Source organism: Chlamydia muridarum str. Nigg (assembly GCF_000006685.1).
Lineage (GTDB): Bacteria > Chlamydiota > Chlamydiia > Chlamydiales > Chlamydiaceae > Chlamydia > Chlamydia muridarum.
Genome location: NC_002620.2, coordinates 1052125 through 1072950, shown reverse-complemented (window position 1 = coordinate 1072950; position 20826 = coordinate 1052125). Strand labels below are relative to the sequence as shown.

The following is a 20826-nucleotide window of genomic DNA, read 5'->3' as shown; positions in this document are numbered from 1 at the left end:
TGGTAGGCTAGTCTGCTTTATGGAGTTTTCTTATGTTGAGCAAAGAAGGTGATTTTTCAAAGGAGCAAAGAGAGCGTTTATCGCATTTTGTGACTAATTTGGATTCGCCGATATTTGCTCTGAAGAATCTTCCTGAAGTCGTTAAAGGTGCTTTATTTTCTAAATATTCTAGATCTATTTTAGGTTTGCGAGCGCTTCTTCTAAAAGAGTTTTTAGATGGAGAAGGGGGAGATTTTCTCAGTGAAGACCTTCAAGATTGTGAATTAGGCATCCAAAAGGCTGCAGATTTCTATCGCCGTGTATTGGATAACTTTGGAGATGATTCTGTTGGGGAGTTAGGGGGAGCACACCTTGCTATAGAGCAAGTATCCATGCTTGCTGCTAAAGTTTTAGAAGATGCTCGTATCGGAGGGTCTCCCTTAGAAAAGTCTTCCAGATACGTTTATTTCGATCAAAAGGTCAATGGGGAGTATTTATACTATAGAGACCCTATTTTGATGACTTCGGCCTTTAAAGACACGTTTTTGGATACGTGTGATTTTCTGTTTAACACTTATTCCGAACTCATACCTCAAGTTCGTGCTTATTTTGAGAAAATTTATCCAAAAGATCCTGAGGTTTCTCAGTCGGCTTATACAGTTTCTTTACGAGCGAAGGTTTTAGACTGTTTAAGGGGATTATTACCAGCAGCCACCCTTACCAATTTAGGTTTTTTTGGTAACGGTCGATTTTGGCAAAATTTATTGCATCGTTTACAGGACAACAATCTTGTTGAAGTGCGTAACATTGGGGAGCAGGCGTTAACAGAATTGATGAAAATCATCCCTTCTTTTGTAAGTCGGGCGGAGCCTCATCACCACCATCATCAGGCTATGGTGGATTATCATCTAGGATTGAGAGAACAATTAAAAAGTTTTGCTCAGCGTTATGGAGAAGAAAGGGAGCCTTCTTTAGAGAAAGGAGTAAAGTTGGTTTACGGAGACCCTGATGGTTTATATAAAATCGCCGCAGCCTCTATGTTCCCTTACTCAGAACATACTTATGCAGATCTGTTAGATATTTGCCGAAAAATCCCCGATGAAGATCTTATGCTAATTTTAGAATCGAGTGCTTCTTCTCGAGAAAATCGCCGACATAAATCTCCCCGAGGTTTGGAGTGTGCTGAATTTGCTTTTGATATCACAGCAGATTTTGGAGCTTATCGGGATTTGCAAAGACACCGTATCTTAACGCAAGAGAGACAGTTATTAACAACTAAACTAGGTTACTCTATCCCTCAACAATTGCTAGATACTCCGATGGAGGCTCCATTTAGAGAGGCTATGGAAAAAGCAGATCAGGCTTACCGTTTAATAGCAGCAGAATTTCCTGAAGAAGCTCAGTATGTTGTTCCGTTGGCCTATAATATTCGCTGGCTCTTCCATATCAATACCAGGGGATTGCAGTGGCTTTGTGAATTACGGTCTCAACCCCAAGGGCATGAAAGTTACAGACAAATTGCTATAGACATGGCAAAAGAAGTGATACAGTTCCATCCAGCGTATAAATCGTTCTTGAAATTTGTCGATTATTCAGAAACAGATTTAGGAAGACTAAAACAAGAATCACGCCGCAAGGCTTAAAAGAAGTTCTGGATGAGAGGATTTGAACCTCCGCCCCCTTGCACCCCATGCAAGTGCGCTACCAGGCTGCGCTACATCCAGAAAATAGTGGGTTTTGACCGCCACAATTTTACAGTAAAGCTTTTCGGAGTCAAGCTATTTAATTACGGTGAATAAAAAACTAGCGAGGGGATTTTGTTACAAACAAGTAATCCCTTCAAACTGAAATTCACATTTTTGAAATTCTCGAATACCAATCAGGGCGCAGCGTTCAATAATTGTTTCTAAAGAGTCTCCTGCAGAGACGTCTGCTGCCTCGATATCAACTGCTATGGAAGCTGTAAAAGAAGCTCCCCCTCGTTCCCCTTTAACTTGAAAGTTAACAAAAATTCCATGTTTGGTCTTAGAAATATTTTTGAATCTAACGATGTTGTTATCAAGCAATGTTTTCATTTTCTCACAAAAATTTAAATAGGGTAGAGGATCAGCTACTTAGTAAAAAATAAGTGTAGTCGAAACATGAAAAAAAGTCTGAAGATATCGTTTTTTTTTCTAAAGCTCTTTGAAAAAACTATTTTTATTGTATTAGGTGAGCTAATAATTAAATGGGTTTGTTTATATGGCAGGTCCTAAACATGTGCTACTAGTAAGTGAAAATTGGGACTTATTTTTCCAAACAAAAAAATTACTTAATCCTGAAGAATATCGGTGTACGATTGGTCAGCAGTACAAACAAGAAGTATCAGCAGACCTAATTGTTTGTGAATATGAATTACTTCCCAAAGATATTCATGCTCCTAAGTATTTTGAAGCTAACTTTGTTATAGTTTTATTAGATGTTTTTGATGAAGAGAAGTGTATCGATCTTTTAGATAGAGGATTTTGGTTTTTGGTGCAGCCAATTACTCCTAGACTTCTAAAAGCTGCTATAGGTGCGTTTCTTTCTCAAGGTTCTTTGCATTCTGTTCCTGAAAGTATTCAGTTTGGCCCTAATGTGTTTCATATTTTGAAACTGATAGTGGAAACTCCAGAAGGAACTATTCATTTAACTCCATCCGAATCCGGTATTTTGAAAAGACTGTTGCTGAACCAAGGGCAACTTTGTTTACGTAAACATCTTCTAGAGGAAATCAAAAATCATTCTAAAGAGATTGTAGCTAGAAATGTGGATGTACATATAGCTTCTTTAAGAAAGAAATTAGGCGCTTATGGAAATAGAATCGTCACTGTACGTGGAGTGGGGTATCTATTTTCCGATGACGAAGAGAAAAATTCTTCGCAAGAAGATACAAAGCTTTCTTAAAACAACTAGGGGTGTTTAAATACCAGACTATGCTGTATCAGGAGCTTAGTATGGTTTTAGCTTCCTCTTTATTTTCCCCTGAAGAATTTCTTTATCCAGAGATTGTGAGCCAGGCTGAATTTGTTTGGTCCATTTTAACTCTTTTGGAACAAAAGCTGTCTTCTCATTCTTTTTCTGGAATACAAGGACATCTTGAAGAAGGTGTATATTTAAAAAACAAAGAGACCATCGAAATCCAGGAAGGAGCTTATGTGGAGTCGGGGGCATATCTTTGTGGCCCTTGTATTATCGGACCTTATACTCAAGTTCGTCACGGAGCTTATATTCGAGGTGGAGTAATAACTGGTGCTCATTGTGTGGTTGGACACTGTTCTGAGATCAAAAATAGCTATTTAGGGCATTATGCGAAAGCTGCTCACTTTGCTTATGTGGGAGATTCTGTTTTGGGCTCTCGGGTCAATTTAGGTGCAGGGGTTCGTTGCGCGAATTTTCGATTGGATGGGGGTAACATTTTTCTCCGTTATTCTGGAGATCGCTATGATACACAGAGAAAGAAATTAGGCGCTTTCTTGGGTAAGGGAGTGAGTATTGGGTGTAATACCGTACTTAATCCAGGATGTTGTGTGGTTAGTGCTACAAAGATTCTTCCTAATCAAACTATTTATTAGGAGTAAATCTTTGTTGAGAGGACTTTGATGAGAAAAAGTAGGCGGTTGCTCAAATATGGATGATTTCAATGTTTATCGATCGAAAATAGAAAAAAGGCTCCGCGATTCTTTAGAGGATTTTGGAAAAACTCAAAGCGGATTACGTAACCCAATAGAGTATGCTCTACTGGGTGGAGGAAAACGTGTGCGTCCTCTACTCGTATGTTTGTTTGCCGACAGCATTCAAAAAAGACGAGACGTTTTGGATACTGCAATTGCCGTGGAGTATATCCACACATCAACCTTGATAGCGGACGATCTTCCTTGTATGGATAATGATGACATGCGTAGGGGGAAACCTTCTGTTCACAAAGCTTTTGATGAGGCTTCTGCTCTTCTTGCTTCGTATGCTCTTATTCCCGCAGCTTATGCAAGAATTCGTAAGAATGCGAAAGCTTTGAAGGAAGTGGTTTCGGTTCAACGAGAAATCGAAGATGCTTACGAAGATGTTTTGGATCTAATCGAACTACGATTTGGGGTAGAAGGGGTTTTGGGTGGTCAGTATGAAGATGTTTTTTTCCAAAGTTTCACTGAAGAGAGTGTTATAAATATTATTAATAAGAAAACTAGCGCTCTTTTTGAAATAGCATGTGTATCTGGATGGTTATTTGGAGGTGGAGCAAGAGAAAAAACTCCTTTAGTTATCGAGTTTGCCAGGAATTTTGGTATTTTGTTTCAAATAGGAGATGATCTAGCAGATCTTAGTCAGGATAACCAAGAAGAGAAGCATATGAATTATGCGCTATTATTTGGAGAGCAAGCTGCTAAAGACTTGCTTAACAGATCTTTTAATTCGTGTATTGAAATTCTTCATTTACTCAAAGAAAAAGGGGTAAAGCCTTTGGAGGAGTTATGTAAGAAGGTTTTTATGGGTGGAAATAAACATTCTTTATGATGGGTTAGCCTTCGAAGGCTTTGGAAAAGGCGCCCACGTACTGTGGGCGCCTTTTTTTATGCAGGTTGGTTGTCTTTTTCTCTCAAACAACAACGAGTCTGCTCGATTGTTGGGCAGAGGTGTTTTCTTCGGAAAGGTTTGTTTCCTCTTTCTGCAGAAAATGTTCGAATACGAGGTGCTTGAGAACATTCTTCCGAGCAACATCCCTTCTGAGAAGTGATACAAGATTCACAGCAAAGGAAGAGATTATTGCAATCTGTATTTGCACAATTATAGTACGTATCAGACTCTATATCACAGAGAGAACACTTTGAAATAGGGGAGACGTTAGGATCCGCTTCGTTGATAGGCACCGCCATGCGATCATCGAATACGAATAACTTCCCTTTCCATTTTCCAGTGCCCATCTTCAACCCATAAGCAATGACGCCACCATCGAGTTGATAAACTTCTTTGAAGCCTTTTTCTAAAAGAAGAGCTGAGTAGAGTTCACAACGAATTCCTCCCGTGCAATACATCATTACTGGAGTAGTTTCGGGGGCATGCTCTTGAGCGAGCCGATCTGCATAAGCTGGAAACTCCCGGAAAGTCTCTATGTCAGGGAGAACCGCATTCTCAAAGTGACCGATTTTCCATTCATAATTATTTCGAACATCCAAAACTAAGCAACGATTCTCTTGAAGTTTTTCATGCCACTCTTCAGGAGAAATGTGTTTTCCTTGCTTGCTTGTATCAACAGAGCATCCTAGGGCAACAAGCTCTTTACGATATTTCACCGTAACTCGTGGGAACACATTTTCTTTAATATGATGAATTTTGAATTTTACAGTAGCGAAGTCTGGGCGCTGTTTCAGCCACGCCATATAGCGCTCTGCATCCGGTTGATAACCACTAAACTGGCCGTTAATCCCTTCCTCAGAGATATAAATCCGGCAAGAAACATCCATGGTTTTGAATAATTGCTTGTGTAAAGCAATTTCTTCATGAGGGTTGCTTACGGGACCAAAGTAATAATACGCTAAAGCATAATAATTCTTTTCCATGAAGATATCCTATATATGCTGAAAACTTGTCCTACGATTAAAATCAAGAAGCTTGAAAGTTTATTTAAAAAGTTTTTTAGCAAGCTGAAAGAAAGTATACGAGATGGTGGGAATAGATCAAAGGGTTTTAATGAAGAAATAAAAAGAAACCATTTCCAACATCTTTCTAAACAAAAGCTAGTTAATTGACCTATTTTGGATTTTTTAAATAAGAAGAGTTTTTTTAAGGGCTAAGAATCTAGGAAATCCGTTGTAGAAAATTGGAAATAGAACTAGAATGCTTTTTTGTATTTTGTCAAGCGCGGGAAACTCGCGTTCAACAACGTCTCCCAGGAAAATAAGCGAGGCGATGTTTTTTAAGGAATAAAATAAGGACTGAACATGGCGAGATATTGTGGCCCTAAAAACAGAATAGCGAGACGTTTTGGAGCTAACATCTTTGGGAGAGGTCGTAACCCTTTGCTGAGAAAGCCCAATCCTCCGGGTCAGCACGGCATGCAAAGAAAAAAGAAATCTGACTACGGCTTACAGTTAGAAGAAAAACAAAAATTAAAAGCTTGCTACGGAATGATCTTAGAGAAGCAATTGGTTAAGGCTTACAAAGAGGTTGTACATAAGCAAGGCAATGTTGCTCAGATGTTTCTTGAAAAATTTGAGTGCCGTTTGGACAACATCGTTTACCGATTAGGATTTGCAAAAACTATTTTTGCAGCTCAGCAATTAGTCTCTCACGGGCATGTTTTGGTAAACGGGAAGAAGGTAGATAGACGGTCCTTCTTCGTTCGTCCTGGTATGCAAATCTCTTTGAAGGAAAAATCTAGACGATTGGCGATAGTGACAGAATCCTTAGAGAACAAGGATCAAAGCTCTCTTCCAGCATACTTGTCTCTCGATAAGGCTGCTTTCAAAGGAGAGTTAGTTGTGTCTCCGGAGTTGGATCAGATTTCTTCCCAACTTCCTTTGCCTGTGAACGTTTCTGTTATTTGCGAATTCTTGTCTCACAGAACATAAGTTCATGTGAATTGAAACGGTAAGGTTTTTGATTGCCCCGCTTTTGCGGGGCTTTTTCTTGCTTGTAAAAAGAATGGGTTTTTAAGAGGTTAGCTAATTTTAGCTAACCTTCTGTAGATAGCGAATCTCTTTTGTCCATAAATCGGGACCTCCTGGAGTCTCTAGATACTTTGGAAGCTTGCGTGTACGTTCATCTCGCATAAGAAAGCAAAAGCTTTCTGAACCTATACAACCTTCTCCGATAGGGGCATGGCGATCCTTATTCTTTCCAAGAGGAAAAATAGAGTCATTCAAATGGATGGCTCGTAAAAAAGAAAGCCCAATTACTTCGTCAAAATGTTTTAACACTTGTTCCCACCCTTCGGGGGAAGAGATATCATACCCAGCGGCAAAGATATGGCAGGTGTCTAAACAAACTCCTACGGGTATATGAGCTTTGATTCCTTGAATCAGATAAGCCAGTTCTTCGAAAGAGCTTCCTATTAAGGAGCCTTGGCCCGCAGTAGTTTCAAGGAGAACAACAAGTGGGGGATTTGTTTCGAAAAGCGGTGCCATTTGTGAAAAACTAGTAATCGCTCTATCTAGGCAGCTTTCTTTCGAATCAGAAAGAGCGGCTCCTGGATGAAAGTTAACGAAAGAAATACCTAGCGCGATGCAATCAGCTATTTCTTGATACATGCAAATGCGCGTCTTCTCTAGTATCTCAGGATTGGGAGCTCCAGGATTATTTAAATATCCTGCATGACTCATTATGTAGGACAAAGAGGTCTCATCTAAAGCTGTTTGGAATTGTTCAATCATATTCTGAGTTAGAGAACGCCTTTTCCACTGGCGTTGGTTGGCAGTAAACAGCTGAATAGTGGTAGCTCCGATGTCTCGTCCTTCATAAAGCGCGTTATGGAGTCCTCCAGCAGCTGACGTGTGGGCTCCTAAAAGAGGTTCTTGTGGGGGGGGGAGTACAAACATTGCTCGGTGCTCTATCCAATCATTTGTGATAAAAGAAGATTGCCAGAGGCTCTCGATTAAAGAAACTATAAATAGCGAGAATAGTGGGAGTTATTGCATTATCAGAAAAATATTGCTAGCCGTTATTTAGTAAAAATAGCTTGAAAAAGCTTAAAAGCAACAGAAAGAGAGGAGTAATGAGCAAAGACGATGAAGGATCGCTAGTGCGATCGTTGTTTAATTTGCTGTCCGGAACATTTTTTAGCCGTCTTACCGGGATGTTACGCGAGATTGTTATGGCTACCTATTTCGGAGCCGATCCTTTGGTGGCTTCTTTTTGGTTAGCTTTTCGGACAATCTTTTTTTTAAGAAAACTTTTGGGTGGTCCTATTCTTGGGCTTGCGTTTATCCCGCATTTTGAGTTTTTACGTGCTCAAAATATTTCGAGAGCAGCTTTTTTCTTTAGAAGTTTTTCGAAATTCTTTTGTTATAGTGCCATTGTATTTACTTTGGTCATAGAATTGGGACTTGGTGTTTGGTGCTCTTGTGTTACTGGAAGCCTATTTGATACTTTGTTGTTAACTATCATATTGCTTCCGTCTGGGATTTTTCTCATGATGTATACTGTGAATTCCACGCTATTGCACTGTGAAAAGAAGTTTTTGAGCGTAGGATTAGCTCCTTCTGTTGTGAATGTTTTGTGGATCGGAACCGTGTTTTTAGCAAGAAACTACAATCCTAGAAATCGTATTTTTGGATTGGCAATAGTTCTTGTTATTGGCTTCATTCTAGAATGGGCTGTAACACTTCCTGGAGTCATTAAGTTTTTGGGTAGAAGCACGGAAACACCAAAAGAGCGGGATAGTATTCGCGCTCTGATTGCCCCACTTTCCTTAGGATTATTATCTATGGGGATTTTCCAGTTGAACTTGCTTTGTGACATGTGGCTTGCAAGATACATTAATGAGGTAGGACCTTTGTATCTTATGTATTCTGTTCGAATACAGCAATTGCCCGTTCATTTATTTGGTCTCGGAGTATTTACAGTCCTTCTGCCCGCGATTTCTCGTTGTGTTCAAGATAACGAACATCAACAAGGGTATGATCTCCTACGTTTTTCATTAAAGCTTACCGTTGCTGTGATGTTAGTTATGACTATGGGGCTACTACTTTTGGCGTTACCTGGGGTACGAGTTCTCTATGAACATGGAGTTTTCCCTACAACAGCTGTACATGCTATTGTAGAGGTCCTTCGTGGGTACAGTGGTAGTATTATCCCTATGGCTTTAGCGCCTCTTGTTTCTGCACTCTTCTATGCAAGAAGGAATTATAAAGTGCCCATGCTTGTGGGTATTGCTGCAGCCGTTGCAAACATAGTTCTTAATGTTATTGGTTGTTTAGTCTTCAAGCATGTGTCTGTTTTAGCCTACGCGACCTCTTTAGCATCTTGGGGACAGTTAGTTATTTTATGGTATTGTGCAGGAAAGAGCTTACCTACTTACAAAGGTTTAATGTGGCGTACATTTAGAGAAAGCGGGAAAACTGTTTTTACAACTGTTCTAGCAGCTTTTATTACGGTTGGAATTAACGTGTTTACAAATACTACGTACATTGTATTCATTCATCCTTTGACAACCCCAATAAAACCTTTGACATCTTTGTTAGATCAGTGTGGAGTGTTTTTTGCAGAATCTGCTCTTTTCTTGGCTATCTTATTTGGACTTGCTAAAGTATTGAAAGCTGAAGATCTCATGAATCTCACATCATTCCAATACTGGAAAGGCCATCAGTCTATCCTAAGAAACTAGCGTTTAGCTAGTCTCTTAGGACTTATTTTTCTTCAAGAAACATAACTGTATTTTCAGAAAAAATCCTTCCTGAGCTATAGTCTCTGGACTGGTTACAATATCTTTTATGTAAGTAAGATAGTTGTAGCCATTTACGAAACAATCAAGCGCCCCAGGAAAAGAGAATTCCGTGATTACTTCTCAATAAAATACAAACTATGGGTCGGTTGTATGAGATGTCAAACTATGCTAAGGACATTATGAAAAAATACTTTTATAAAAGGTTTTTAGGCGCATTTTTATTAGCTTGCGGAGCAACAAATACTGCCTCTGCGCAGGTTGATTCAATGGATAGCCGGCTATGGTCTGTTGAAGATTTAGATGCTTATTTGAATTCTAAAGGGTTTGTAGAAACTCGTAAACGTGATGGAGTTTTGCGTTTAGCCGGAGATGTACGCGCTCGATGGATCTATGCGAAAGAAGACCTTGAAGCATCATCAGCTGTTACTAATAAGCCGATGCTCCCAATTAATCGATATCGCAGCGAATTCAATCTATATGTGGATTACACAGCTGCCAATAGTTGGATGACTTCAAAAATGAATTGGGTGACCATTGCTGGAGGAGAATCATCTGCAGCTGGGTTAGATATCAATCGAGCCTTCTTGGGATACCGATTCTATAAAAACCCTGAAACACAAGCTGAAGTGTTTGCTGAGATTGGTCGTTCTGGATTGGGAGATATTTTTGATTCTGATGTGCAGTTTAGCAGCAATTTCGATGGGATTCATTTATATGCTGCTCGTCGTATCAGCGAAAGCCTTCCTTACACTATGATTGTCCATGGAGGTCCGTTCGTTGTGAACATGACCGAGAAGGAATATGCTTGGGTTGTGGAAGCTGTATTGAATAAACTTCCTGGAAATTTTGTTGTTAAGGCTAGTGTTATTGATTGGAACACATTAACAGCGAAAACGAACGATCCTGCTGATGCAAGTGTTACTCAGCCAGCTAAACCAGATACTAAGTATGATTACTTAGTATGGCAATGGTTGATCGGAAAGAGTACAGCGATGCCTTGGTTTAATGGGCAAACTAAAAATCTTTACACTTATGGTGCCTATCTATTTAATCCGTTAGCGGAGATACCCGAGAACTGGAAGCAATCTACTACAAAGATTACTGACGGTAAGGAGAACCGCGCTTGGTTCGCAGGATGCACTTTGGGTAGTGTCCGACGGGCTGGGGATTGGTCTGCAACGGTTCGTTATGAGTATGTTGAGGCTTTATCTATTCCAGAAATCGATGTTGCTGGTATCGGTCGAGGAAACCAAATGAAATACTGGTTTGCTCAAGCTATTAAGCAAGGCTTAGATCCTAAAGAAGCCAACGGCTTTACAAACTATAAAGGGGGATCCTATCAGTTTGTCATGGGGCTCACAGATTCGGTTTCTTTCCGGGCTTATGCAGCATATTCCAAACCTGCTAATGACAATCTTGGTAGTGATTTCACTTATCGAAAATATGATCTAGGATTAATTTCTTCATTCTAATTTCTTAAGAAAGAAGTCTTTAGGAGCCTATACCCTTATTTCTGGTGTGGGCTTTTTTTATTGCTATATATAATTAAAGAAGAAGGTTTTTATTTTTTTTTAATTATTATGGCTCCAGGATCTGAATCAATTTCTTCTAATCAGAATTCAGTGAATTCTTTTGTTAATGGGCAAGTTACCTCTTCCGAGGAGACTAAGGCGTCAGCGAAAGCTTCGGACGCTAGCTCTACAAACTCATCTTCTGTAAGCCAGTGGAATTTATTATCGGAAGCAAAGAGCGCATTGGTATCTGTTCGTGATGCCATTTCGAATAGCCTGCCAGGGGTGGATGCTTCGGCTCCTACTTCTACAGTTACACGAGCTCCTGCAACCACCTACGATGATGCTAAAACTAATTTTGATACAGCTAAGAGTGGATTACAGAGCGCAACAACGCTGGCTGATTATGAAAGATATATGGGTGATTTGAATGCGGCGCTTCAAGATATGGAGCGTTTGCAATCAACGACGGACCAACAAAATGAAGTAACAGGCATTAAGCAAAATCTTCAAGCAAAACAAGACGTTATTAGTCAGCTAAATCGGTTGGTTGCTATTGAAAATCAAAATAAGACGCTACTAGACGATCTAATAACAACGGATTCTTGGTTTCAGCTTCCAGCAATGAGAGACCAATTTACGATGAATAAGAACTCAGCAGAAGAAATCGTTAATAAACTTCAGGGACAAAACCTAAATTATAACGATGTGCTTACGAATGCTAAGGAAGTGATTACCGAATCTTCGGACAAAGGAACCAAACAGGCCACTGCTTTACAAGAGATAGTTGATGAAGGAAATCGAAGCCAGGCTGCTGTTCAGAGTGCTCTGCAAAATAATAGTCCCGATAATATCGAAGCTTGTAAGAAGATAATCGATGATGCAGAAGCTAAAATTGCTAAGTTAAAACAAGACAACCCAGACATAGCTTCATCTATTATGGTATCTAGGGCTGAAGAGCAAGTTGCTCAAGCGAAAAAAGATATTCAAGATATTAAACCTAGTGGTTCTGACATTCCTATTGTTGGTCTAGATGGGTCGGGAAGCTCTGCAGGTAAAGCTGCAGGAGCTATGAAAACATCAAGTAGATCAGGTAGAATTTCTTCGCTACTTGATGATGCGGATAACGAGATGGCATCGACCATTATGCAAGGATTCCGATCCATGATTGAGCAGTTTGACGTAAGTAATCCTGCAACAGCAAAAGAGCTACAAGCAATGGATAAGCAATTGGAGACTTTGTCAGATCAGCTAGCTGACCCAGCTGCAGGAATGCAAGCAGAGGATCTAGCAACGGTTTTGGGACAAGTGGCTTTTGCTGCAGCTCAGGTTGGCGGGGGTTCTTCTGGAACAGCAGGAATTATCCAAACAAATGTAAAGCAGCTTTACAACACAGCGTTTTCTTCGTCATCAGGAAAATCATACGAATCGGCTCTTTCCAAAGGGTATTCTGCTTATAAAACGTTAAGTTCTGTGTACTCAGAAAGCAGGTCTGGAGTGCAATCCGTTATTAATCAAACTGCAAATCCAGCTCTTTCAAGAACGGTTTCTCGTTCTGGTATAGAACCACAAGGACGTAGTACAGATAGTAGTCGTAGAGCTGCAGAAACTATTGTAAGAGATAGCAGCACTCTTGGTGATGTCTATGGTCGCTTGCAGGTTCTAGATTCTTTGATGGGGATCATTGCAAGTAATCCTCAAGACAATCAAGAAGCGATTATGCAAAAACTCTCGAAGTCTATCGATAACTCTCCTTCATTGGGATCTTCTTCAGCCACTTTACAGAAATTTGCTGCGAAGTTGGAACAAGAGTTTATTGACGGGGAGCGCAATCTTGTAGAATCGAAAGAAAATGCATTTAGAAGACAACCTGCTTTCATTCAGCAGGTATTGGTCAACATTGCTTCGTTGTTCTCTGGCTACCTCTCTTAGTATTTAGAAAGAGGATAACGATTCTGGAGCCAAAAAAATTCTTTTTTGGCTCTTTTTTTTCTTTTTAATACGCATGATTCTTATAGAAGAGTTTTCAGTAATAAGTTCTTAATACGATGAAAAGAAAAAAGTAGCTTTTTTGCCTTCTGGGAGAAAGTTGTAAAAAAAATATTGTTGGGATAGGTTCGCGAAAAATGAAGCTGTAGAGTTTAGAGAGCTGGCCATGAACCGTATTAATTATACACAAGGATCATTAACAGATTATAATAGCGCTCTTGAGGCTATAGCGAAAAAGATTACGCAACCAAGTTCTTCAGAGAAGGTAATATCTCAGGTTACTCAATATGAACAGCTCAAAATTGAGCAAGAAGTGCTAAAAGCTCTCCTAGTTTCTTTTGATCAAAAAGCAAACCAACAGTATCGAAGTCTTCTTCAACGATTAGAACAGTTTGACCTAGATAGACAGACAGAACGTTCTCCTCAAAATTCACATATTCAGGAACAACCGTTATCTTCCACACAAGCTGAGAATCAAGTTGTTGCTGTAGTGAATGCAGATTCGAATACGCCTGCTTTCACAGGTATTAAGCAATCTTGGGCAGTACGATTAGTTCAAGGAATGCGCGAGCTTTTGGAGCAGATTCTAGTAGAAGAATCGCTATTCACAGAGGAAGAAAAGGGAGATCTTCTTGCTGTCCGTATGGATGCAGCTTCTCTACAGGATAAGAAAGAAAACTTATCATCCGAAGATATTCGATCTCTGTTCTTGCTTTCGAAAGATGTGGTTAGTGTTTTACAAAGGGCTTCTGTGTCTAGTACACAGAAATTAACATGGATGCAATCTCTCTCTCAAGTTTTTGGAACAGAGGAGACTCTTGCTCAGTCTTTTGCTAGGATGCGTTTAGACAATTTTCAGGTAATTTTATCTGCGATTAAGGAGCGTTTACCAGCAGACAAGTTTTTGGCATTTCAAGATATTGCTTCTGAAATTTCTTCGATTCAGCAGTCAGGTAAAGAGTTTCTTAGTCAAGAACACATAGAAGCTATAGCTCGAGTTGGGGGGCATATTTCTTCTCAAATTATCGAGTCAGATCTGAAAGCAAGCTATAAGGTGGATCTTTGTCAACGAATAGCTGCTATGTACCAGGAGCAGGTAGATGCAGTTCAAGCATATCATGGTCTTGAGCAAGAAGCTTTATTAGTGAATTCTTGGCAAAGTAGTCACTTTGTACAGGTAATTGCTTTGGTTGCCTCTCTTATGCAAATGTTGTCTCCAACTAGTGAAGAGGAGCGCATTTTACTGAATCCTGCCATGATGGTAAGTGTTCTTCCTACTGTGCAAGCAATCGGCTTTCGTTTTGATTCCTTAACAGCAGAGCAGCAACAGATGGTAAATGATGCGCTTTCATCTCTGCATCATCAGAAAATGGATGAATATTTAGGAGTTTTGTGGACACACCTACTTCTTGTAAATTGTCAGAACCAAGAAACTGGGGTATTGGAAGGAGTAGAAGAAAGTTTGGAAGAAGCTTTGAATGGGCTTAGTCCAACTTTTATTCTAACTGCTAAAATGCGGGAAATTGTGCAGGAATGTGCTCAAAATGGGCATGTAACATTAACAAATGGGGAGCGGTACGCGCTATTTTCTTACAATGAAGTAGGCGCTACTATTTGTGATGAGTTGGCTTTAGGGGATAGTTTTCATCAAGTGTTAGGAACTATATTAGCAGTTGCGCTCTCTAAAGCAGAAGTGTTTGAGCAGGAAAGAGAAAGATTTATTCTTGCGGCTGATATGGAGAAAAATGTTCTTCATCAACATATTGCTCAGCGGGAGATGAAAAGTCAGTTTTTGTCCAAAATGCAGGCTGATTTAGATGCTGGTAAAACATTCGCACAAACCAAAAGTGTAGAAGCTTCTCCGCTCCCATCTGCTGTGGCTTCGGTGTTGATAGATCACTATATGCCCAAAGAGGTTCGTTTCTTAAAGGCTATATCGGATCGTTTATATTACGGAAATATGGGATCAACCATCGGGAATACAGTTTTAGAAACGATTAGTCCTTATGTCAATTCTGCCACTTATTTTGGTTTCGCTAACTATATTGGTCAGCCTCCTGCAACAGGTAAAACAGGGCCAAACATTTTCGCGGGATCTGTGGATAGTGCTAAGGAGAAATTAGAAGAAGAAAAACAACAAGTAGACTCGTTTTTAGAAATTACAGCTAATGCCAAAACAGTTGTCAATAATCAGAAAACCCTAGTTGCTGCGGATGCAGGTTTGTCGGCAGAGCAAAAGAAAAAAATTTCGGATGAGCTCACACAATATACTAGTATTCTAGATGCTATATCCAATGCTTTGTCATCTTTGAAAACGAATTTGGCTCCACTTTCGATAGAAGCTGTTTCTGGTGTAGATGGAGTTTTTGAAGTGAGAAACGGTTTGAATGGAGCAGATGGGACTAATTGGCGGTTAGTTTTACAGACTTTAGAGGATACTGTCGTGTCTGGAGAAGTTGGAAGCCCTGTTAACATTGGAATGTTCCAGATGCAAGCCTTGGTACATTCTAATCAACAAGCCTATGCAGATATGGGACAAAATTTTCAGTTGGAGTTGCAAATGCACCTCACTACCATGCAACAAGAATGGATGGTAGTAGCCACTTCTCTTCAGTTATTGAATCAAATTTACTTGGGATTAGCGCGTAGTTTAATCCGATAATCGTCATTTGAAAGCAGCTTAAAAGTTTAGGCTTTTAAGCTGCTTTATCCTTTCTTATCCAGCAAATTTTCTGGACAATCCGAGATAGATTTGATTAAGAATTTGCAGAGATGTTGCAACAACAGTCCATTCTTGCTGCATAGCAGTCATATGCATTTGCATTTCTAGTTGGTAGTTTTGGCCCATGTCCGCAAAAGCTTGTTGATCTGCTTGCACAGTTGCCTGTACTGGGAACAAGCCTCCATTAATGATATTCGAAGGGAGTCCTGAGACAAGAGCATCTTCTAGTGTCTCTAAACGCGCTTGCCACTGCTCTTGACCTCCAAATACGTGGAAAGTTCCTTCAGGGTCTTTTCCTGTATCACCTCCGCCCTGGTTCCCATCACGTACTCCCACACTTAATGGATTGAGATAGACTTGTAATAAGACTAGAGAGCCGTTGATGGAATTTAGGTTATCGGCATAACTATTTAACGCATCCAGAATGCGTAGTCGTTGCTCATTGGTAATTACAGGGTCATTTTTGACACGAGCTAGCTGTTGTTGTACAACCGCTAATGCTTGATTAGTGTATTGTATAAAAAGTTTGGTTTGTTGTTTTTCTAAAGCAAGTTTTGCTGCTGCAGTTTCTTGCGATCCTGGGAAGGTATCTGTATGCATCCCTGTCATTGGTTGTTGGCCAGCAAAGCTTGCAAAGTTGAAATATGTAGATCCGTTTACGAATTGAGAAATGGCTTCAATCATAGCGTTCCCAACACTAGACCCTAAGTTGCTGTAATATAGGTCGGATTTCATCTGTGTTAAATAGTCGATTTCTTTAGGCATGTATCGATCTATTAACACTGAAGCCACAGCCGCTGGGAGAGGAAGAGAGCGTATTTCGTGTGATTGTGCAAGCAGTTGATAAGAAAAAAGATCTTTTCTTAGCTGGTTGATTTTTTTTAAAAAGTCTTCACTACCTTGTAGAGTAGCGTCCAATTTTGCATTTTCTGTTTGAGCTAACGCTTTGAATCTAAAAAATGCGCGCGCAGAAGTTTCTGAATGGGTATTTGCTGCTTCGGTGATATTAGGTAAAAATCCTATAGATCCAAAGTTGAGAAGAATTGGGTTAAGAACAGCTTGATTATTAGAATCGCTGCTGAAAATGGTGTATTGCCGATCTACTCCATCGACTACAGTTTCAAATTGGCCATTTTTAGCGACAATATTATTAATCGTAGTTTTTAGTGTTTGAGTCAGAGAAAAAGAAGAAGCAATCGTATTTGCTTGAGCAGTTAATACTTGTTTAATTTCATCCGGTGACACTGAATTTTTAGAAGCGATGGTGGTTGCTGCTATGAAATAGGCCCACACAGCTCCAATATACTCACCTCCATGGAAATCATTGAGCTTTGCAACGGTTTCATTGACTAATTGTTGTTGATCGGGAGAGAGTTCATGAAAACGAGCATCAATTGCGCGAACAGCTTGTAAAGCCCCTGCAATCGAAGCATTGGTCACTTCTATGCTAGTTGCGTTCAATCCAACGGGAGCGAAACTTCCCATAATAAATGCAACAAGGCTGGCAATTTCAGCGAAAAGAGAGTTGTGTCGCGCATTTATATAAATCGTCTCATTTAATACAGTGTCCAAGTGCTGGATAGATAAAACTTGATCCTTGTAAAAATCAGCGATATCACGGCAAAGTTCTATTTTTTCGTTGCTGGGGAGGGAGGTTTTTATAATAGCCACAGATAATGCTTCGCTAACTTGTAAAATGGTATTGAATCCTTCTGCGTCAAAAGGTTCAACATATTCTCGGAGAGTATCTATCACAGTTTGTAATTCTTGGAAGGACTCGAACTCTTCGGGAGACAGTTTTGATTGGACGATATTTAAAACATCTTGAAGCCCTTCGATTCGTATATCTGCGAATATTTGTTCTATAGAGCCATCTTCTCCAAAAGCAGCTAATAACTGATTAGAAAAGAGTACTTTTTGATTCCCTTCAAAAGGGAAAGATTGAATAGCAGAAAAGATTTGGTCGGGAAGAAGATAAAAAGTTTCAAAGTTTTCTTGAGAAAGCTCTCCATCTTTAGCTTTGTTGACAAGAGCAGTTAATACGGAAGATAGATTGGTTAAAGCCTTTAAGTCTGTTTCATTTTGTGAGATTGTTGCGGCTTTTGCTTTTGCTTCAGTTACAACATTCAGAAAATCAGCTAATACATTGTGCGCCCAAGCTTGCTTAGCGGCATTGTAAAGAGGGTTTGAAGAGGGAGGGTCATACGTAATTGCAGATGAATCTTTTGTTGGTTGAGCAGTTGTAGCTAATGTGTTGGAGGATAGGGAAGTTACGAGTTGCTCGTATTGAGCCTGCACGTCATTGTCTAAAAGAGAGAGAACCTTATGAATAGCATTTCGTTCTATTTCTGTTTTTTGAAACTGCATGACATGATTGATGAAGAACGTTTTGTTCTTGGGTGCAGAAAGAAAAATATCTTCTATTTTCATGTAGTCTTTTGAAATAGAGTTAATTCTATTAAATGTGTTCATAGAAGACATCTCAACTATTATCTTTTATAAAAAGATTACCACAAAAATTTTTATAAAAACAAATATATATAGAAAAAAACTTTTTTTAATAAGAAAATAAAAACATAAAAGTTTTTAGTTTTGTTTTTATGTCTTCTTACTATTTAAATTTCCGTCCCAATACTGTATCTGGAGAAGGTTTATTTAAAATCAAACTGACAAATCCTTGTTCAGATTTTAAAAACCGAGCAAAACCAGCTATTGATATTGAGGAGTTGAACTCTGGACTTTATATACTTAGACGATTGTCTGTAGCTTTAGAAGCCGGGTATCTTGGTGTTGGTTCTGTCATTAACCCAGATAATAAAATTTTCCCTGGTGGAGAGGGGATTGTAAGAAGATTTCAGGAAGGCAGTGTTCTTTCTTCTAGAACGATTTCTGGTAACACGGTTGCCGATATTAAACAAAGTACAGCTAAGACGTTAGTCACTACAATTTCAGATGGGTTGAATACTTTGATAGAGGATATCCCTGAGCTTCCTATGACTCAGGTAGGGAGTATATCGGCAGCTCTCATTTTAATGGAGACTTATAAATCAAAACCTTCTCTGAATGAGACAGAGCAAACTACGGTTTTTGGTAATGCGTATGTTCCTTCTGATGAATCCATTAAAGCCATCATCAAAAAAGAAATGGAACAAGAAATCCAAGAGAAGAAAGATCTTATTATCACCGCACAGTTAACGGCACAAGGAGCTTCCGATCAAGCGATTGAAGAGTCGTTGAGGGATTATGAGGAATTCTATGTTTCTGAGTATTTTAATACACATGTGAAAGAAGATCTCTGGAAATATCGTGCAACTATTGGGGCAAATATTCAGGAGATGTTAGAAAAATGTTCGGCATTGGGTCCGGATATTCCAACATCTTTAACAAAAGATAATGTCAAAGAAGCTAATGCTAAGTCGGTACTGAAGGCATGGATGGAAGCCTTCAGCAATGTTTTGGAGGTCGAACCGGCCTTGGGGGGATCTCAAGAGATCATTGAAGCTGTGCTTAAAATGATCCCTTATGCAACAAAAACCACTTTAACCGACGAGGATATTCATAAGATTTATGAGCAAGCCGCTTTGCCCTCTCCAGAGGTGATGGATTATTATCTAACCAAGCAAGAGGCCGGGATCTGTAAAGGAGCGGTTGTTAAGGCGTTTCAGCAAGCTACGCAGAACCTACAAGCTGTGCGTGCTGATGTAAAGGAGAACATTGAAGAGTTAGAAATCAAAAAAACATCTTTCCAACAAGCACAGGCATCTTTAGAAAGTATGTTGGAAGGGGTTAAGCGTTTAAATGATAACAAAGCGTTTACGTCTGTAAGATTAGCATCTGTAATGGAGTGCTACTCTGGGCTTATGGCATTGTCGCAAATGTCTAATGTTTTAGAAACAAATGGAAAAACACTCATCACGGAATATGTAAATCGATTTTTACAGTTGAACAATACAAACACAGCACAAACTTTAGCACATGTAATATCTTACATGGCAGCGTATTGTGAGGTGGCTGAATGTACAATGGCGACTACGTTTTTAAATCAAACCGAGGTCATTCCATATGTAAACAACAAATTCCAAGAGCTTCAGCAACAGCCATTTTGTGCTACTTTGGCTTCTCCAGGCGTGGCGGAATTAATGAAGAATTATATCGATTTCACGAATGGAATTTGCAAAGCGAATTTCAGCAATTTCGTAGATAATGTGATTACGAAAGATTTAGATCTTTCTGCAGCAGCTAATCAGGCTCAGGCTATGCTTGGGGAGTTTCAGAAAAAAGCCGAAGAGTATCTCAACACATTTCAAACCGAGATAGATAATCTCAATAAAGTGTATAACGAGTTGGATCCGGCAAAGGCAACATTCAATGTTGGTATTGGAAATCAAGAGACTTTGCATGAGAAAGCTGTAAATAATTGGATCGAGTCTACAAGTTTAGGGTCTGCTTTTATCCATCTTGTTTTGAATACACAGATTCCTAAACAGGAAAATTTCTTGAATCCTTTGATTCAGGAAGTGAATTTTAATAACGTAGCTGCAAACGCTGTTAATGACCTTCTGTCGATTACAAATAACTTCTCAACATCCTCTGTGTACTATAATTTGTCCTCTTACCTTGTCGAGAGTAAAGAGGGGGTAGACTATTTTTGTGGAGGGTTCTTTGAGTTTCTTTGTGCTTTCGCTAAGGAGCGTGAGTATATCCTTAGGGACATCAATAGTTGTTATCGAGCTCAGGCTTTTGGAAACGCTTTGCTTGCAAGAATAGAGGCTATGGCTGCTGGTAATAAAGTGACTGCAGCTCAAGCGAATAACATGCGTACGCAGACAAACTTATACCTGGCTTTTATTCGGATTATTGTTGAACAGTTGTCAGTTTTAGACTCTTTGTTAAGAAGTCTAAATTATCAACCTCTGCAAAAAGATGGTAATTACGATAAAGATAAGTATGAGATTAAGGGGCCCACGGATTGGATTTCGACACTGGCTAGTTTGGAAGGTTACGTCGTTAATGGATTTGATAGCGCAAGTCCTTCAGGTGGTTTAGGGCCTATGCATACGCTAGTGCAAACAGATCAACATGATTATTTAACACAGAGCCAGACCCAACAATTGAATTTGCAAAATCAAATGACAAATATTCAACAGGAATGGACTTTAGTTTCCACCTCCTTGCAAGTTCTCAACGGGATTTTATCTCACTTGGCTGGGGAAATTTACTCTGGCTAAAAA

General features: G+C 39.5%; 14 protein-coding genes and 1 tRNA gene. 10 read left to right on the top strand and 5 right to left on the bottom strand.

Annotated elements, in window-relative coordinates:
• Positions 1-32: 32 nt before the first annotated feature.
• Positions 33-1622, top strand: a complete 1590-nt coding sequence (locus tag TC_RS04690; protein WP_010231946.1) for an FAD-dependent thymidylate synthase — start codon at positions 33-35, stop codon at positions 1620-1622.
• 7 nt (positions 1623-1629) lie between these two features.
• Here TC_RS04690 and TC_RS04685 read toward each other — a convergent pair.
• Positions 1630-1703: transfer RNA gene (locus tag TC_RS04685), tRNA-Pro, on the bottom strand.
• A 96-nt stretch (positions 1704-1799) separates the two neighbouring features.
• Positions 1800-2054 (bottom strand): hypothetical protein, encoded by a 255-nt coding sequence (locus TC_RS04680; protein ID WP_010231944.1) that lies wholly within the window; start codon positions 2052-2054, stop codon positions 1800-1802.
• A 166-nt stretch (positions 2055-2220) separates the two neighbouring features.
• On the opposite strand from TC_RS04680, the gene TC_RS04675 reads away from it, so the two are divergent.
• The 3 genes from TC_RS04675 to TC_RS04665 are packed head-to-tail and all read left to right on the top strand — an operon-like array spanning position 2221 to position 4506.
• Positions 2221-2904 (top strand): response regulator transcription factor, encoded by a 684-nt coding sequence (locus TC_RS04675; protein ID WP_010231943.1) that lies wholly within the window; start codon positions 2221-2223, stop codon positions 2902-2904.
• Between the two features lie 50 nt (positions 2905-2954).
• On the top strand, positions 2955-3572 hold the full coding sequence (locus TC_RS04670) for a UDP-N-acetylglucosamine pyrophosphorylase GlmU-related enzyme (RefSeq protein ID WP_010231941.1): 618 nt from the start codon (positions 2955-2957) through the stop codon (positions 3570-3572).
• Between the two features lie 55 nt (positions 3573-3627).
• Positions 3628-4506, top strand: coding sequence for a polyprenyl synthetase family protein (locus tag TC_RS04665; RefSeq protein ID WP_010231940.1), 879 nt, complete (start codon positions 3628-3630; stop codon positions 4504-4506).
• A 56-nt stretch (positions 4507-4562) separates the two neighbouring features.
• Here the strand turns inward: TC_RS04665 and TC_RS04660 are convergent, their stop codons facing one another.
• On the bottom strand, positions 4563-5549 hold the full coding sequence (locus TC_RS04660; RefSeq protein ID WP_010231938.1) for a rhodanese-related sulfurtransferase: 987 nt from the start codon (positions 5547-5549) through the stop codon (positions 4563-4565).
• Between the two features lie 381 nt (positions 5550-5930).
• Here TC_RS04660 and rpsD point away from each other — a divergent pair, with 381 nt between their 5' ends.
• Positions 5931-6560: a 30S ribosomal protein S4 gene (gene rpsD, locus TC_RS04655; RefSeq protein ID WP_010231932.1), complete on the top strand. Its 630-nt coding sequence runs from the start codon at positions 5931-5933 to the stop codon at positions 6558-6560.
• Between the two features lie 99 nt (positions 6561-6659).
• Here rpsD and TC_RS04650 read toward each other — a convergent pair whose 3' ends face one another.
• A complete protein-coding gene (locus tag TC_RS04650; protein ID WP_010231929.1) occupies positions 6660-7526 on the bottom strand; it encodes a deoxyribonuclease IV in 867 nt (288 codons plus the stop codon).
• Positions 7527-7702: 176 nt separating this feature from the next.
• Between TC_RS04650 and TC_RS04645 the strand changes: the two genes are divergently transcribed.
• The 4 genes from TC_RS04645 to TC_RS04630 all read left to right on the top strand — a co-directional run bounded on the left by TC_RS04645 (position 7703) and on the right by TC_RS04630 (position 15535).
• Positions 7703-9313: a lipid II flippase MurJ gene (locus TC_RS04645; RefSeq protein WP_010231926.1), complete on the top strand. Its 1611-nt coding sequence runs from the start codon at positions 7703-7705 to the stop codon at positions 9311-9313.
• Between the two features lie 239 nt (positions 9314-9552).
• Positions 9553-10845, top strand: a complete 1293-nt coding sequence (locus tag TC_RS04640; RefSeq protein WP_010231924.1) for a hypothetical protein — start codon at positions 9553-9555, stop codon at positions 10843-10845.
• Positions 10846-10953: 108 nt separating this feature from the next.
• Positions 10954-12816, top strand: coding sequence for a hypothetical protein (locus TC_RS04635; protein ID WP_010231922.1), 1863 nt, complete (start codon positions 10954-10956; stop codon positions 12814-12816).
• Positions 12817-13039: 223 nt separating this feature from the next.
• Entirely contained in the window at positions 13040-15535 is a 2496-nt protein-coding gene (locus tag TC_RS04630; RefSeq protein ID WP_010231919.1) for a CT620/CT621 family type III secretion system effector, read from the top strand.
• A gap of 54 nt (positions 15536-15589) precedes the next feature.
• On the opposite strand, the gene TC_RS04625 is transcribed toward TC_RS04630, so the two are convergent.
• Entirely contained in the window at positions 15590-18076 is a 2487-nt protein-coding gene (locus TC_RS04625) for a CT620/CT621 family type III secretion system effector (RefSeq protein ID WP_010231916.1), read from the bottom strand.
• A 119-nt stretch (positions 18077-18195) separates the two neighbouring features.
• On the opposite strand from TC_RS04625, the gene TC_RS04620 reads away from it, so the two are divergent.
• Complete coding sequence (locus tag TC_RS04620) at positions 18196-20823, top strand: CT620/CT621 family type III secretion system effector (protein WP_010231913.1); 2628 nt, start codon at positions 18196-18198, stop codon at positions 20821-20823.
• Positions 20824-20826 lie beyond the last annotated feature (3 nt).

What these genes read in the sequence shown, in the direction of transcription:
- TC_RS04690 (WP_010231946.1), top strand. Translation starts at nt 33, where the DNA reads ATGTTGAGCAAAGAAGGTGATTTTTCAAAGGAGCAAAGAGAGCGTTTA.
- TC_RS04680 (WP_010231944.1), bottom strand. Translation starts at nt 2,054, where the DNA reads ATGAAAACATTGCTTGATAACAACATCGTTAGATTCAAAAATATTTCT.
- TC_RS04675 (WP_010231943.1), top strand. Translation starts at nt 2,221, where the DNA reads ATGGCAGGTCCTAAACATGTGCTACTAGTAAGTGAAAATTGGGACTTA.
- TC_RS04670 (WP_010231941.1), top strand. Translation starts at nt 2,955, where the DNA reads ATGGTTTTAGCTTCCTCTTTATTTTCCCCTGAAGAATTTCTTTATCCA.
- TC_RS04665 (WP_010231940.1), top strand. Translation starts at nt 3,628, where the DNA reads ATGGATGATTTCAATGTTTATCGATCGAAAATAGAAAAAAGGCTCCGC.
- TC_RS04660 (WP_010231938.1), bottom strand. Translation starts at nt 5,549, where the DNA reads ATGGAAAAGAATTATTATGCTTTAGCGTATTATTACTTTGGTCCCGTA.
- rpsD (WP_010231932.1), top strand. Translation starts at nt 5,931, where the DNA reads ATGGCGAGATATTGTGGCCCTAAAAACAGAATAGCGAGACGTTTTGGA.
- TC_RS04650 (WP_010231929.1), bottom strand. Translation starts at nt 7,526, where the DNA reads ATGTTTGTACTCCCCCCCCCACAAGAACCTCTTTTAGGAGCCCACACG.
- TC_RS04645 (WP_010231926.1), top strand. Translation starts at nt 7,703, where the DNA reads ATGAGCAAAGACGATGAAGGATCGCTAGTGCGATCGTTGTTTAATTTG.
- TC_RS04640 (WP_010231924.1), top strand. Translation starts at nt 9,553, where the DNA reads ATGAAAAAATACTTTTATAAAAGGTTTTTAGGCGCATTTTTATTAGCT.
- TC_RS04635 (WP_010231922.1), top strand. Translation starts at nt 10,954, where the DNA reads ATGGCTCCAGGATCTGAATCAATTTCTTCTAATCAGAATTCAGTGAAT.
- TC_RS04630 (WP_010231919.1), top strand. Translation starts at nt 13,040, where the DNA reads ATGAACCGTATTAATTATACACAAGGATCATTAACAGATTATAATAGC.
- TC_RS04625 (WP_010231916.1), bottom strand. Translation starts at nt 18,076, where the DNA reads ATGTCTTCTATGAACACATTTAATAGAATTAACTCTATTTCAAAAGAC.
- TC_RS04620 (WP_010231913.1), top strand. Translation starts at nt 18,196, where the DNA reads ATGTCTTCTTACTATTTAAATTTCCGTCCCAATACTGTATCTGGAGAA.